The 13,026-nt window shown below is 74.6% G+C and carries 14 protein-coding genes; 5 read left to right on the plus strand and 9 right to left on the minus strand.

Annotated features, from left to right (window positions below; genetic code table 11):
* Window positions 1–112: 112 nt before the first annotated feature.
* The 3 genes from GCU60_RS04775 to GCU60_RS04785 all read right to left on the minus strand — a co-directional run bounded on the left by GCU60_RS04775 (window position 113) and on the right by GCU60_RS04785 (window position 4,009).
* Window positions 113–1,330, minus strand: coding sequence for an MFS transporter (locus GCU60_RS04775; RefSeq protein ID WP_163202765.1), 1,218 nt, complete (start codon window positions 1,328–1,330; stop codon window positions 113–115).
* A 48-nt stretch (window positions 1,331–1,378) separates the two neighbouring features.
* Window positions 1,379–2,584 (minus strand): phosphoglycerate dehydrogenase, encoded by a 1,206-nt coding sequence (gene serA / locus GCU60_RS04780; protein WP_163202766.1) that lies wholly within the window; start codon window positions 2,582–2,584, stop codon window positions 1,379–1,381.
* An 87-nt stretch (window positions 2,585–2,671) separates the two neighbouring features.
* The gene (locus GCU60_RS04785; protein WP_163202767.1) at window positions 2,672–4,009 is read right to left on the minus strand and encodes an aminotransferase class V-fold PLP-dependent enzyme; all 1,338 of its coding nucleotides are present in this window, start codon (window positions 4,007–4,009) and stop codon (window positions 2,672–2,674) included.
* Between the two features lie 289 nt (window positions 4,010–4,298).
* On the opposite strand from GCU60_RS04785, the gene GCU60_RS04790 reads away from it, so the two are divergent.
* Together GCU60_RS04790 and GCU60_RS22015 are read left to right on the plus strand one after the other, a co-directional pair.
* The gene (locus tag GCU60_RS04790) at window positions 4,299–5,102 is read left to right on the plus strand and encodes an MBL fold metallo-hydrolase (RefSeq protein ID WP_163202768.1); all 804 of its coding nucleotides are present in this window, start codon (window positions 4,299–4,301) and stop codon (window positions 5,100–5,102) included.
* Between the two features lie 168 nt (window positions 5,103–5,270).
* Complete coding sequence (locus GCU60_RS22015) at window positions 5,271–5,690, plus strand: helix-turn-helix domain-containing protein (protein ID WP_239520435.1); 420 nt, start codon at window positions 5,271–5,273, stop codon at window positions 5,688–5,690.
* A gap of 52 nt (window positions 5,691–5,742) precedes the next feature.
* Here GCU60_RS22015 and GCU60_RS04800 read toward each other — a convergent pair whose 3' ends face one another.
* Window positions 5,743–6,099, minus strand: coding sequence for a nuclear transport factor 2 family protein (locus GCU60_RS04800; RefSeq protein WP_163202769.1), 357 nt, complete (start codon window positions 6,097–6,099; stop codon window positions 5,743–5,745).
* Window positions 6,100–6,177: 78 nt separating this feature from the next.
* Between GCU60_RS04800 and GCU60_RS04805 the strand changes: the two genes are divergently transcribed.
* Window positions 6,178–6,975, plus strand: coding sequence for a MerR family transcriptional regulator (locus GCU60_RS04805; protein ID WP_163202770.1), 798 nt, complete (start codon window positions 6,178–6,180; stop codon window positions 6,973–6,975).
* A gap of 103 nt (window positions 6,976–7,078) precedes the next feature.
* Here GCU60_RS04805 and GCU60_RS04810 read toward each other — a convergent pair whose 3' ends face one another.
* The 3 genes from GCU60_RS04810 to GCU60_RS04820 all read right to left on the minus strand — a co-directional run bounded on the left by GCU60_RS04810 (window position 7,079) and on the right by GCU60_RS04820 (window position 10,111).
* Window positions 7,079–8,176, minus strand: coding sequence for an ATP-binding protein (locus GCU60_RS04810; RefSeq protein ID WP_204261451.1), 1,098 nt, complete (start codon window positions 8,174–8,176; stop codon window positions 7,079–7,081).
* Window positions 8,173–8,874, minus strand: coding sequence for a response regulator transcription factor (locus GCU60_RS04815; RefSeq protein WP_163202771.1), 702 nt, complete (start codon window positions 8,872–8,874; stop codon window positions 8,173–8,175). Before GCU60_RS04815 ends, GCU60_RS04810 begins: the two co-directional genes overlap by 4 nt.
* A 148-nt stretch (window positions 8,875–9,022) precedes the next feature.
* Window positions 9,023–10,111 carry a VanZ family protein gene (locus GCU60_RS04820; protein WP_163202772.1) on the minus strand — a complete coding sequence of 363 codons (1,089 nt, stop codon included), beginning with the start codon at window positions 10,109–10,111 and terminating at the stop codon, window positions 9,023–9,025.
* Window positions 10,112–10,358: 247 nt separating this feature from the next.
* Here GCU60_RS04820 and GCU60_RS04825 point away from each other — a divergent pair, with 247 nt between their 5' ends.
* Both GCU60_RS04825 and GCU60_RS04830 read left to right on the plus strand, forming a co-directional pair.
* The gene (locus GCU60_RS04825; RefSeq protein WP_163202773.1) at window positions 10,359–10,712 is read left to right on the plus strand and encodes a hypothetical protein; all 354 of its coding nucleotides are present in this window, start codon (window positions 10,359–10,361) and stop codon (window positions 10,710–10,712) included.
* Window positions 10,666–11,283, plus strand: a complete 618-nt coding sequence (locus GCU60_RS04830) for a hypothetical protein (protein ID WP_163202774.1) — start codon at window positions 10,666–10,668, stop codon at window positions 11,281–11,283. Before GCU60_RS04825 ends, GCU60_RS04830 begins: the two co-directional genes overlap by 47 nt.
* Window positions 11,284–11,373: 90 nt before the next feature.
* On the opposite strand, the gene GCU60_RS04835 is transcribed toward GCU60_RS04830, so the two are convergent.
* Both GCU60_RS04835 and GCU60_RS04840 read right to left on the minus strand, forming a co-directional pair.
* Window positions 11,374–11,895, minus strand: coding sequence for a hemerythrin domain-containing protein (locus GCU60_RS04835; RefSeq protein WP_163202775.1), 522 nt, complete (start codon window positions 11,893–11,895; stop codon window positions 11,374–11,376).
* Window positions 11,896–11,972: 77 nt separating this feature from the next.
* Complete coding sequence (locus GCU60_RS04840) at window positions 11,973–12,995, minus strand: helix-turn-helix transcriptional regulator (protein WP_239520436.1); 1,023 nt, start codon at window positions 12,993–12,995, stop codon at window positions 11,973–11,975.
* Between the last annotated feature and the right edge of the window lie 31 nt (window positions 12,996–13,026).

Below are 13,026 nucleotides of genomic sequence, written 5' to 3' on the forward strand. Positions count from 1 at the left end.
TCGTCATGTCAGCACCTCGGGATTCCTGCGTCGTCGTCCCCGCGTCGTCGCAGAGCGGCTCGGGCGGAGAGTGTCCCCCGAGCGCGGCGTCCCGGGCACCTCCGGCGCCCGGTCAGCGGCCCGCCGCCTCCGGGGGCCCGGAGCGGACGGTGAGCACCATGGCGGTGGCGGCCACCCCGAGCAGCAGGGCCGCCACGATCACCGCCAGGTACTCGCCCGTCGCGCCGATCACCACGCCCGCGGCGGGCGGCCCGATCGCCGAGCCCACGGCGGCGGACGTGTAGAGGATCCCGAGCAGCCCACCGAGACCGCGCAGGCCGAACAGCTCGGCGACCAGGGTCGGGCCGAGCGCGACGAAGCCCCCGTAGCCGATCCCGAGCAGCGCGGCGAAGACGACCAGGCGGGGATAGCCGGGCTCGCCGAGCCAGAGCAGGAAGCTCCCGGCCATCAGCGCGAAGCAGGCCTGGTAGGTGCGGAGCACGCCGGTGCGGGCGGCGGCGGCGCCGAGGGCCAGGCGCCCGAGGATGCTGGCCGCCCCGATGACCCCGACCAGGGCGGCCGCGGCCACGTCCCCCGTCCCCCGGCTCACGGCGTACGCCGGCAGGTGCACGAACGGGACGAACAGCCCGATGGAGATCAGCAGGCCGCTGGCGTAGAGGCGCCGGTACGTCGGGGTGCGCAGCCGGGGGCCCAGCGGTGCGCGGTCGGCCTGCGCGGCTCCGGGGGCCGGGCGGACGAGGAACGCGCACCCGACGAGCGCGACCGTGCCGACGGCGGCGAGGACGAGGTAGGCGTCGCGCCACCCGTGGCGGGCGATGAGGTCGGCAGCCAGCGGCGCGACGAGCAGCGTGCCGAGACCGATGCCGGACACCGCGATGCCGACGGCCAGGGTGCGCCGCCGGGTGAACCACCCGCCCACGACGGCGACCAGCGGCACGTAGCTGCAGGCCACCGCGAGCCCGACGCCGAGGCCGTGCCCCACGTAGGCGTGCCACAGCGCCGTCGCCCGGGAGGTGAGCACCAGTCCCAGACCCAGGGCGAGGGCGCCGACGAGCACCACCCGCCGGGGACCGAACCGGTCGACGGCCGGCCCGGAGAGCGCACCGAGACCGAACAGGGCGATCAGGGTCAGCGAGAAGACGCCGGCGGTCGCTCCCGGGCCGGAGCCGAGCGCGTCGCTCACCGGCAGCAGGAAGGCCCCGAAGCTGTAGGCCACCCCGAAGCTGACGAACATCGCGACGAAGGCCGCGGCGAGCACCGACCAGGCCCGCCGGCCGTCCTGCACGTCGAGCGGGGACGGTGTCCGAGCGCGGTCGGGGCCTGTCGTCACGTCGTCGTCCGGACCTTCCACCTCGTCACCGGATGGCCGTCGGCGTGGTCAGGGGCGGTGGTGCGACGTCACCAGCCGGACGGTCTCCGGCAGCGCGCGCAGCTGCGCCAGCAGTTCCGCCGGCAGCGCCCCGTTCACGTCGGTCACGACGTAGCCGAAGGGGCCGCGGGTGGACAGCATCTGGCCGTCCACGTTGAGCCCGTGCTCCCCGACCAGCGCGTCGACGCGGGCGAGGACGCCCGGCACGTTGCGGTGCAGCAGCGCGAACCGGGAGACCGAGGAGCCGTGCAGTGCCACGGCGGGCATGTTCACGCTGAGCGTCGTGGTCCCGGTGCGGGAGTAGTCCACCAGCTTGCCGGCGACGAAGCGCCCGATGTCGTACTGCGCCTCCTGGGTCGACCCGCCGACGTGCGGGGTGAGGATCACGTTGGGCAGGCCGCGCAGGACGGAGCCGAACTCGTCGCCCTGCTTCTTCGGCTCGTCGGGGAACACGTCGACCGCCGCACCGGCGATGTGGCCGCTGAGGATGTGGTCGCGCAGCGCCTCGTGGTCGACGACGAATCCGCGGGAGAGGTTGAGGAAGAGGCTGCGCCGGCGCATCTTGGCGAACTGCTCCGCGCCGAACAGCCCGGCGTTGCCGCCCCGGCCGTCCACGTGCAGCGTCACGGCCTCCGCCCGCTCGAGCAGCTCGTCGAGGCTGTCGCAGCGCTGCGCGTTGCCCAGCGCCAGCTTGTCCTCCAGGTCGTAGAAGACCACGCGCATGCCGAGGGCCTCGGCCAGCACCGACAGCTGGCTGCCGATGTTGCCGTAGCCCACGATGCCGAGCGTCCGGCCCCGGATCTCGTGGCTGCCGGTCGCCGACTTGTCCCAGATCCCCGCGTGCAGCGCGCGGTCCCGGTCGGTGAGCCGCCGCGCCAGGCTGATGATCTCCGCGATCGCCAGCTCCACCACGCTGCGGGTGTTGGAGTACGGCGCGTTGAAGACCGCGACCCCGGCCTCGGCCGCCGCGGTGAGATCGATCTGGTTGGTGCCGATGCAGAACGCACCCACCGCGGACAGCGCCGGCCGGCGCGCCAGCACCTCCGCGGTCACCTGCGTCTTGGACCGGATGCCGAGCACGTCGACGCCGTCCAGCGCGGCGATCAGGTCGGCCTCGTCCAGCGCCCCGTGCAGCGACTCGACCTCGAAGCCCGCCGAGGACAGCAGCTCGACCGCGACCGGGTCGATGTTCTCGAGCAGCAGAGCTCTGGGCATGTCGGGTCCGTCTCCCTCGGGTAGCCAGTCGCGGGCCATCCTCTCAGTCGCGCCCCCGGCCCCGACCAGGCGTGGGGGCGACCGGCCTCAGCGCCCCTGCCCGGCCGGTGACGGCGGGCGGGTCGCGACGGCGTCGCGTACGGGGGCGGTGAGGGTGTGCAGGGCCGCTCCCAACGTCGCGACGTCCTCCAGCGGGGTGGCCGAGCTGCAGCTCACGCGCACCGCGCCGGGCACCCGGTCGGTCCGGCCCGATCGGGCGTCGTCGTGGAACCGCGCCACCTCGTCCGGGCCGAGACCGAGCAGCCGGCCGAGGTAGGGGTGGGCGCAGAAGCACCCGCTGCGGACCCCGATGCCGTGCTCCCGGGCCAACCGCTCCGCGACGTCGGCGTGGTGCATGCCGTCGAGGACGAAGGTGGCCACGGGGAGGCGGTCGCCGGACACCGGGCCCAGGCGGCGCAGCCCGGGAACGGTGGCCAGCTCGTCGTCCAGCGCGCGGACGAGTGCCTCCTCGTGGAGCCGGCGCCGCGCACCTGCGCTGAGGAGTTCCTCGGCGGCGGCGGCGAGCGCCACGGCGCCGACGACGTTGGGCGTGCCCGCGTCGTCCCGGTCGGGGGTGTCGGCCCAGATGACCTCGTCGTGCGAGACCGCCTTCACCGCTCCGCCCCCGACGAGGAAGGGCTCACCCTCGGCGAGCAGTCGCCGGTCGACGACCAGGCCGCTCGCCCCGAAGGGCGCGAACATCTTGTGGCCGGACCACACGAGCACGTCGATGCCGAGCGCGGTCATGTCCACCGGGCGGTGCGGCACCAGCTGCGCCCCGTCGACCACCACCAGCACGCCGCGCTGGCGCGCCGCCGCGGCGATCCCGGCGAGGTCGGGCAGCCAGCCGGTGACGTTGGACGCGCCGGACACCGCCAGCACGCGCGGGGTGGGGCGCTCGTCGAGGGCGGCGACCACGGCGGCGACGTCGTAGGTCCCGGACCGGTCGACGTCGACGATCCGCACCTGCGCGTGGCGCTGCCAGGGCAGCAGGTTGGCGTGGTGCTCGACCGCGGTGGTGACGACGACGTCGTCCCGGGTCAGACCGAGCCGGAAGGCGATCTGGTTGAGGCCCTCGGTGGTGTTGCGGGGGAACAGGGCCACGTGCGTCGCCGGATCGGCGCCCACGAAGCGGACGAGGGTCTCGCGGGCCTGCTCGTACCGGGCGCTGGAGTACTGCGACTTCGCCCCGGCCCCCCGGTGGACGCTGGAGTACCAGGGCAGGAAGTCCTGCACGGCGCGGACGACCGCCTCCGAGGGCGACGTGGTGGCCGCGGCGTCGAGGTCCACGTAGCGCCGGGGCTCCCCGGCGACGGAGACCTGCAGGTCCGCGCCGACCAGTGGTTCCTGCCTGGCGGAGATCCCGGTTCCGAACAAGGACGTCATGGTCACCGCACTCCCGTCACGACGCGTTACCGTCCGGTGACACTTCGCCAGCTTCTTACCGCCAAGGCGGTACGACGGCGGACGACACCGCACGTCCTGGCATCGGGCCGGTGAACGTCGCCGACGGCCGGGGTGGCCGCGGCCGCTCTCCGCCCGGCGACCGCTCCGGAGGGGGTGCACCATGGGCGCCGGGCCCGTGAGCGACGCGATCCGGTCCCCCGGCAGCGGCTTCCCGGGCGGGGACCGCCCGCCACGGCCCGCCACGAGATCCCCACGGAGCGGAGCACCCATGAAGGTCGGGGAGATCGACATCCACCCCATCGCCGACGGCACCTTCCGGGCGAGCCCCGGCTACTTCGGCGACCACGTCACCGCGCACGGCCATGAGGACTTCTTCGACCGGCACGGGCAGGCGTGGATGCCGATCGGCACGTTCCTCGTCCGGACCGGTTCCTCCGTGGTCCTGGTCGACACCGGCCTCGGGCCGGATCTGCACGACGACGGTCCCGAGCGGATGCTCGTCGGCGGGCAGCTGCCGGTGGGGCTGCGTGCCGCCGGGGTGCGCCCCGACGAGATCGACGTGGTCATCTGCACCCACCTGCACCTCGACCACTGCGGCTGGCTGTTCGACCTCGCCGGCCGGCCGGTCTTCCCGCGGGCCGACATCTGGTTCGGCGCGGCCGACTGGGAGCACTTCGTCCTCGATCCGCGCAGCAGGATGCTCGACCACATCCGGCACGGTCTGCTGGGAACCGACGCCGCCCGGCTCCGCCTGGTCAGCCGCGACACCACCGTCGTCCCCGGGATCGACGTCACCATGACCCCGGGGCACACCCCCGGGCACCTGTCGGTCGTCGTCTCCTCCGGCGTGCACCGGGCGCTGCTGCTCGGCGACGCGATCACCTGCCCCCTGCAGCTGGAGGAACCCACGTGGCACGCCATGGGCGACATCGACCCGCAGCTCGCCGCCCAGGTGCGCGAGCGGCTGTTCCGGGAGCTCGAGGGAGACACCACCTACGGGGCCGGCGCGCACTTCCCCGAGCTCCAGTTCGGCCGGGTCATGGCCGGCGAGATGCGCCGGTGGATCGGCTGACACGTCGGCCGGACGACGCGGGGTCGGGACCGCACCGACCCGGACGCGCCGGGCGCACGGTCAACATCTGACGAACCGGACCAGTCCGTCTCGTCCTCGGTACACCTCGCGGGCGCAGCCACCTCCGCCTACCGTCGGTGACAGCACGGGCGCGCACCGTCGCCGGCGATGAGCCGGCTCCGCGACCCGAGAGTCCCCACCGAGGAGTTCGACGTGCCCCTGACCCACCGCTCCCCCGCTCCTGTCCAGGCCCGTCCGGTCGCCTACGGCCAGCGCCCCGCCACCCGCTTCGCCGCCCAGCCGGTCCCCGCGGCCCGGGGCCCCGTGGGCGGGCACCCCGCCCCCGGCCGCCCGGCGCCCGGGCACCCGATGGGGGCTGTCCCGTCGATCCAGCGACCTGCTCCTCGCCCGACCGTCTCGTTCCTGACCGTCACCGAGGTCGCGGCGATCATGCGGGTCTCGAAGATGACCGTGTACCGCCTCGTGCACGGCGGGGAACTGGCCGCGGTGCGTGTCGGCCGGTCCTTCCGGGTTCCCGAGCCGGCGGTGCGCGACTACCTGACCGGCGCCCGCACCGACGTCGCCTGACGCCTCCGCTCACCCGCGGCCGCGGGTCTCGCCCGAAGCGGGTCGGCAGTGGTCATCGAGGCGCGATGACCAGCTCTGCGACGAGATCGCCCGCCAGGGCGAAGCGGTAGGCGAGGTCCACGGCCCCACCCGGGAAGTTCCCCTCCAGGTGGTTGACCGCCACCCAGTGCTCCTCGTCGATCCGCTCGGCTCCGGTCAGCTCGGTGGTGTAGCTGAACTCCGAGCCCGAGTGCCGGAGGAAGCCGAGGATCTCCTCGGTCCCGCGGAAGGTGCGCCCCTCGTCGGTCACCACGGCGTCGGGGGTGAAGGCGCCGATGGCGGTGTCGGCGTCACGAGCGGTGTGCGCGGCGAGGAAGCCCTGGATGAGGGCCGGGAGCCGGCTGGGCTGGATCGTGGTCGGGATCGTCATGCCCCGACCGTGGGCCGTCCCGCCGCGGGAGGGTCAAGCGCTGGACCCTCTCCCGGGGAGAGGGTGCAGAGTGCACCCGTGCTGTCGATCGGGGAGTTCTCGCGGCTGACCCACCTCAGCGTCCGCACGCTGCGCCGCTACCACGACGCCGGCCTGCTCGAGCCCGAGGACGTGGACCCCGTGACGGGCTACCGCTACTACGGCGGGGAGCAGATCCCGACCGCGCAGGTCATCCACCGGCTGCGCGAGCTCGACGTCCCGCTGCCCGACGTCCGGCGCATCCTGGACTCCCCCGACCCGGGGACGCGTGCCGCCCTCGTCGCCGATCACCTGCAACGGCTGGAGTCCGAGCTCGACCGGACCCGCACCGCGGTCGCCTCGCTGCGCCGGCTGCTGCACCCCGAGCCGGCGACGCTGGACGTCGAGCTGCGGGCGGTGCCGGCGACTCCGGTGGCCGCCGTGGAGGACGACGTCGACCTCGACTCCGTCCTCACCTGGTACGCCGGCGCCATGGCCGAACTGGACGCCGCGGTGCCCGACCCGACCGGGCCACCGGGCGGCCTGTACGACAACGCGCTGTTCGAGGCCGGCCGCGGGCACGTGCTGGTGTACCGGGCGACGGACCAGCCACCGCGCAGCGGTCGGGTGCATGCCGCGACCCTGCCGGCCGTCGAGCTGGCCGTCACCACCCACGTCGGTGGGCACGACGACATCGACGTCACCTACGGCGAGCTCGGCGCGTGGGTGGTCGCCAACGCGCTCGTGGTGAGCGGGCCGGTACGGGAGACGTACCTGGTCGGTCCCCGCGACACGGCCGACCCGGCGGCGTGGCGCACCGAGATCGGCTGGCCGGTCTTCCGGGTGGCCCCGCACTGACCTGACGGGGACCCAGGTGGGCTGGTGCTCCCCGGGCGGTCCGTGGGCCGTCCCGCAGCGGTGAGTACGTCGTCGCGCTCAGCAGGGGGCCCGTTCCGGGCCGTCACGCCCCCGGTGCCGGGAACACCACCCGCACGCACAGCCCGCCCGCCGACGGGGCGGAGAGCTCCAGGGTTGCGCCGTGGACCTGGGCCACCCGGGCCACGATCGCCAGCCCGAGCCCGCTCCCGCCCGGCCCCGGGTCGTGCCCTCCGGAGCTCCGGCCGGTCGTCCGCGCGTCGACCCGGACGAAGGGCTCGGTGAGCGTGGCCAGCAGGTGCGCCGGGACCACCGGGCCGGTGTTGACCACCCGCAGCTCGGCCCGGCCGTCGGAGGTCGAGCCGGTGGCGACGTGGACGGAGCCGCCCGCGCCGATGTTGTGGCGCAGCCCGTTGACCACCAGGTTGGTCACCAGCTGCCGGACCAGGGGCTCGACACCGTCGAGGTCGCCCTCGCCCAGGTCGGCGGAGAGGGTCGGCCCGCCGTGGTCGGCCAGCGGGCTCAGATCCGAGACGACACCGGCGGTGAGCTCGGCCAGGTCCACCGGGGTGCGGGGCGGGGTCCGGCCCTGGTCGAGGGCGGCCAGCGCGAGCAGCGCCTCCACGGTCTCGGTGCCGCGGCGGTTGGTCTCGTCGAGCCGGCGCAGCAGCCGGCCGACGTCCACGCCGGCCGGATCGGCGAGCGCCACGTCGAGCATCGCCCGTTCGACCGCGTAGGGGGTGCGCAGTTCGTGGGAGGCGTTCGCGGCGAACCGGCGGTGCTCGTCGAGGGAGGCCTGGAGCCGGTCGAGCATGGTGTCGAAGGTGTCCGCGAGTTCCCGGAACTCGTCGCGGGTGCCGTCCAGGCGCACCCGGTGCTCCAGCGAGCCACCCGCGACCTGCTGGGCGACGGCATGGATGTGGGTCAGCGGGCGGAGCATGTGGCCGGCCAGGAGCCAGCCACCGACCAGCCCGATCACCGCGAGCACGGCGAGCACCACCTGCAGCTTCGGCAGCAGGGCATCGATGAGGTCGCTCCGGTCCGGGACCGGAGCACCGACGTCGTCGTAGAGGTTTCCCTCGGGGACGAAGCGCAGCACGTACCAGAGCAGCGCGATGGTTCCCATGCCGGCGACGACGAGGAAGCCGGCGTAGCTGAGGGTCAGCCGCAGCCGGGCACTCACCGGAGGTCGGTACCGCTCGTGCCGTCGCGGGCGGTCGTCGGTTCGCCCACCCGGTAGCCGGTGCCGGGCACGGTGTGGATGAGCCAGGGATCGCCCAGGCGCTTGCGCAGGGAGGAGATGGTGATCCGGACGGCGTTGGTGAACGGATCGGCTTTCTCGTCCCAGGCCCGCTCGAGCAGCGACTCCGCGCTGACCACCCCGCCGCGGGCGGCCATCAGCACCTCCAGGACCGCGAACTGCTTGCGCGTCACCCCCACGTACCGGCCGTCCCGGAACACCTCCCGGCGGAAGGGGTCGAGGGTGAGTCCGGCGAACTCCACCACCGGGGGCGCCCCGTCGACCGGACGGCGGCCCAGTGCGCGCAGCCGCACCACCAGCTCCCGCATCGCGAAGGGCTTGGTGAGGTAGTCGTCGGCGCCGAGCTCGAAGCCGGCGACCTTCTCCTCCAGCCGGTCGGCCGCGGTCAGCATGAGGATCCGGCACGGCCGGCCGTCGGCGATCATCCGCCGGGCGACGTCGTCGCCGGAGGTGCCGGGCAGATCGCGGTCGAGCACGACGACGTCGTAGCCGTTGACCGCCAGGTTCTCCAGCGCGCTGTCCCCGTCGTGGACCACGTCGGCGGCGATGGCCTCCAGGCGGAGGCCGTCCCGGATGGCGTCGGCCAGGTAGGGCTCGTCCTCGGCGATCAGCACCCGCATGGGGCGAGGGTAGGGATGCCGACGTATCGGCGGCGTATCGCCGCGCCCTCCCGGGGGACGGGCGAGCGGCCGGCGACGCTCGTGCGCCTCTGCGGCGAGCTGCCGGGCCGCGACGACGCTGGCCGGCTCGCGGGTGGCCGTCACGCGGTCAGCCGACGCTGGGGTCGGTGGACGGCGCGGGGCACCGGCCGCCGCGCTCGACGGCGAGCTCGAAGTGCCACATCTCGTTGCCGTAGGTCTGGCACAGTCCGTAGTCCGACCCGTGCTGGGCCAGCCAGCTCATGGCGTCCGTGGGGCCGATGTCGACCGCGTCGCCGGTGACGTGGGCGGACTCGTCGGGGCGGAGCACCCATTCCCGGGCCGCCTCGGGGCTGCCGTACCGGTCCACCGCGGCGTCGAAGAGCGCCTGCTGGTAGGCGGCGCTGCGCCATCCGCTGGACACGTGGAAGTCGACGCCGTCGGCGGTCGCGTCCCGGGCGGCGTCCTGCACGGCGGTGCGCAGCGCGCGGTCCAGGCCGGTGATGGCCGGGACGTCGGCGAACGCCGAGAGCTCCTCGCCGTCGGCGACGTGCCCGTTCTCGGCGGTCATGACCTCACCGGTCGCGGCGTTCAGCGGCGGTGCGTCGGCGCCGCGGACCGGCCCGGGAGAACCGGCCGACGAGCACCCGGCCACCCCGGCGACGAGCACGGGCGCGGCGACCAGCGCGGCGAGGTGCCACCGGCGGGGACGGCGCGCCCGGCCCCGGCGCCGGGCGGTCCGCCGCGATGCCACCCGGCACAGGGTGGCGAGCGCGACCCCTCCGACCGTGCCCGCCGTGTTGGCCGCCACGTCGACGAGGTCGGGCACGCGCCCGGGCAGCACGGTCTGCGCCAGCTCGATCCCCAGAGACAGCGCGGTCCCCAGCGCCAAGGGCAGTGCGGGGCCGGAGCGCCGCAGGACGAGGACGGCCAGCGCACCCACGGGGACGAAGAGCAGCGCGTTCGCCACGGCCTCGACCTGGGCCCGGTGCACGGTGCCCGGCCACGGCGCGGCCAGCGCCTCGACCCCGGCCACCGCGGCGCGCCGGGCGTCGGCGACGAACTCCGCCGGCCCGAGCGTGATGCACCCGACTCCGAGCAGCACGGCGAGCGCGACCGGGAGGAGCACCCCCGATCGCCCGGGGACCGGCGAGTCGGGGACGGCGGCCTGCGCTGTCCTCCTCGCCCGGGCGGCGGACGGGTGGCGCGTGCTGGTCATGGGGAACTCCTCCCCGCTCGGCGGAGCCGGTGCGGCAGACGGAACTGGCGGACGGGTGCCAGTGCACGCGGCCGGCGGTTGCACCGGCGTCTCCGATTCCGCATACGCCCACGACATCCCCGGGCCGCACCGGGCGTGGAGCCACTGCCCCACGGCAGCGCCGGACCGTGGACGTGAGGCCTGTTTTCCCGGGCGTGGTGTCAACCAGAGGTTGACACCACCCGGCAGAGCCCTGTGACATGAGGGCATGCGCCATCACCTGCCGACGGCCGCCGTCGCTGCCGCTGTCACCGTCGCGGTGGGGCTGCTCACCGACGCGGGATGGCCCGGCTTCGTCATCGGCGCGGGGCTCGCGCTGGCCCTGTGGATCATGCTCTTCCTGGGCCCGTTCGAGGCCACGCAGCGCGGTGCTGCCCCGTGGGCGACGTACGCGGGGGCGGCCGTGCTCGCGGTCGCGCTCGGCTACGCGTTCTTCCGGCTCGGGAACGGCAACGGCGCTTGGTGGGCACCGGCGTTCATCATGGCCGGGGTGATCATGGCCCGGACCTCGCCCGGTGCCGGCGAGACCGACAGGTCAGGGGCGACCGACGACCGGGGATGAGGCCGGCCTCGACGACGTCGCCATCGCCCAGCAGCGGCTCGAGCAGGCGCGGGCCGACCTGCAGGCAGCTGTCGCCCGGGCGCACGCGAGCGGCCACACGTGGAGCGAGCTCGGCAGGGTCCTGGGCATCACCCGGCAGGCGGCGTTCAAGCGGTTCGGGTCGCCTCGCGACCCGCGGACAGGAGGAACCATGCGCCCGGCGACGACGACCGACGACGTGGCCGCGCTGACCGAACGGGTCTTCCGCCTGGTCGACGCCGGCGACCACGACACGTTGCGCACCCTCATGACCGAGGAGACCGCCGCAGTCCTGACCGCCGACCTGGTGCTCGGCACCTGGGCGCGGGCGGTGGCCGACACCGGCAACCTCATGGGCTGCCGCGGGACCGGGGTCGAGCTGCTCGACGGCACGCCGGTGGAGGCCGGCGAGACGGTGCTCGGCTCGCTCGTCGGCCACACGGTGCTGGAGTGCGAGGCCGGGCACTGGCTCGGCCGCGTCGCGCTCGACCCCGAGCGCCGCATCGTCGGACTGCTCGTCGTGCCGCCCGACCACGGCGAGCTGCCGTTCTAGGCCTGCTCACAGGACCTCGAGGGCGGCATCGGCTCACCCCCGCCGTCCCGTCGGGTGATCACCACCCCTGGCACGAGGGCGCCGGCGGGCTCAGACGGTCGGATCGCCCTCCGGCACCTCGGTCGCGACCACCTCGGCCACCTTCGCGTCCTCCCCGGACAGCCCCTCGGCCTCCTCGTGCTCGTCGTGGAAGGCCAGCCAGCGCATCCCGAGGGCCTCGCGCTGCTCGTCGTCGACGGCCTCCTTGAACGACGGGAAGAAGTCCGTCTCCTCCTCCGCCATGTGGTCGGCGTTGACCTGGCGCGCGTTGCGCACGGCCTCCCACCAGTCGTCGCTGCCGACCTCGTGCTCCTCGACGGCAGCTGCGGCGTGCCGGATCTCGTTGTGGTCGTGCACACCTTCCGCCGTCTCCTCCTCGCCCCCGGGCGCCTCCTGGGCGAGCAACGGGTAGAACAGCTCCTCCTCGGCGACGGCGTGCACCTCCAGCCTGGCGTGCAGCGCCTCCCAGGCGGCGCCGAGCTCCTGGCCGGACAGATCCTCGAGCGTCGAGAACTCCCGCCGGAAGACCTCGTGCTCGGCCAGAACCAGGGCGGTGATCTCGAAGTCGGACATGCCGGGGCACCTACCCGCCCCGAGGGGATGTAGGCGGACGGAGCGGGCACCGGACCATTGCCCACCGCGCCGACCGGTCACGGCCGGTCCGGGTCGCCCGGGGCGGCAGTGGCGGCGGTGGCGAATCGCTCGGACAGCGTCCGGAAGGCCTCGGCGAGGGCCGGCGGGTCGACGGTGAGGACGTCGGTGTCGTAGCGGGCGACGGCAGCGGCGAGGCCCACCCAGGACCAGGCGCCGAGCGTGAGCCGGCAGCGGTCGGGGCCGAGGGCCTCGACGACGCCGTCGGAGGCGAACGGGGCCACCCGGGCGGCAGGCAGACCGAGCTCGACCGTGCCGGTGCACGGCCAGGCGTCCACACCGCCGGTGCTGCCCTTGAAGACGGCGTTGACGAACGTCGTCAGGTCGCCGCCCGGCAGTGCCCGGGGGGTGAAGCGAGGTCCGGTCGGCACGCGGGGAGTGATCCGGTCGCAGCGGTAGGTCCGCCAGTCGGCCCGGTCGAGATCGAAGGCGACCAGGTACCAGCGTCCGCCCCGGGCGACCAGGGAGTGCGGTTCGGCTCGCCGGGGCGGGACGATCTCCTCCCGCCCCGGGACCCGCCCATCGACGGTGGCGTACTCGAAGCGCAGGATCTCGCGGGCCCGGATCGCTGCCGTCAGCGCCATCAGCACCGCCGGGTCCACCTCGACGGTCGCGCCGGAGGCGACCGGAGCGACCTGGACGGCGTCGATCCGGTGCCGGAGCCGAGCGGGCATCACCTGGCGGACCGTGGTGAGCGCCCGGGCGGCGGCCTCGCCGATCCCGGCGCCGCTGGTGGTGGCCAGCCGCAGTGCCACGGCGAGGGCGACGGCCTGGTCGTCGTCGAAAAGAAGCGGCGGCAGCTGGGTGCCGGCGTCGAGGCGGTAGCCCCCGTCCGGGCCCTTGAACGCCCGGACGGGATAACCGAGTTCCCGCAGCCGGTCGACGTCGCGGCGCACGGTGCGCGGGTGGACGTCGAGCCGCTCGGCCAGGGTGGCTCCGGGCCAGTCCCGGCGGGCCTGCAGCAGCGACAGCAGGGTGAGCAACCTGGACGAGGTGCCGTTCTTCTCTGGCATGCCCGTCATGCTGTCCACGATAGAGGACCCAACCTGTCCG

Source organism: Blastococcus saxobsidens, from assembly GCF_010682065.1.
Lineage (GTDB): Bacteria > Actinomycetota > Actinomycetes > Mycobacteriales > Geodermatophilaceae > Blastococcus > Blastococcus saxobsidens_B.

Coding starts and splice junctions, on each gene's coding strand:
- serA (WP_163202766.1), bottom strand. CDS start 2,584: ATGCCCAGAGCTCTGCTGCTCGAGAACATCGACCCGGTCGCGGTCGAG.
- GCU60_RS04785 (WP_163202767.1), bottom strand. CDS start 4,009: ATGACGTCCTTGTTCGGAACCGGGATCTCCGCCAGGCAGGAACCACTG.
- GCU60_RS04790 (WP_163202768.1), top strand. CDS start 4,299: ATGAAGGTCGGGGAGATCGACATCCACCCCATCGCCGACGGCACCTTC.
- GCU60_RS22015 (WP_239520435.1), top strand. CDS start 5,271: ATGAGCCGGCTCCGCGACCCGAGAGTCCCCACCGAGGAGTTCGACGTG.
- GCU60_RS04800 (WP_163202769.1), bottom strand. CDS start 6,099: ATGACGATCCCGACCACGATCCAGCCCAGCCGGCTCCCGGCCCTCATC.
- GCU60_RS04815 (WP_163202771.1), bottom strand. CDS start 8,874: ATGCGGGTGCTGATCGCCGAGGACGAGCCCTACCTGGCCGACGCCATC.
- GCU60_RS04820 (WP_163202772.1), bottom strand. CDS start 10,111: ATGACCAGCACGCGCCACCCGTCCGCCGCCCGGGCGAGGAGGACAGCG.
- GCU60_RS04825 (WP_163202773.1), top strand. CDS start 10,359: ATGCGCCATCACCTGCCGACGGCCGCCGTCGCTGCCGCTGTCACCGTC.
- GCU60_RS04835 (WP_163202775.1), bottom strand. CDS start 11,895: ATGTCCGACTTCGAGATCACCGCCCTGGTTCTGGCCGAGCACGAGGTC.
- GCU60_RS04840 (WP_239520436.1), bottom strand. CDS start 12,995: ATGACGGGCATGCCAGAGAAGAACGGCACCTCGTCCAGGTTGCTCACC.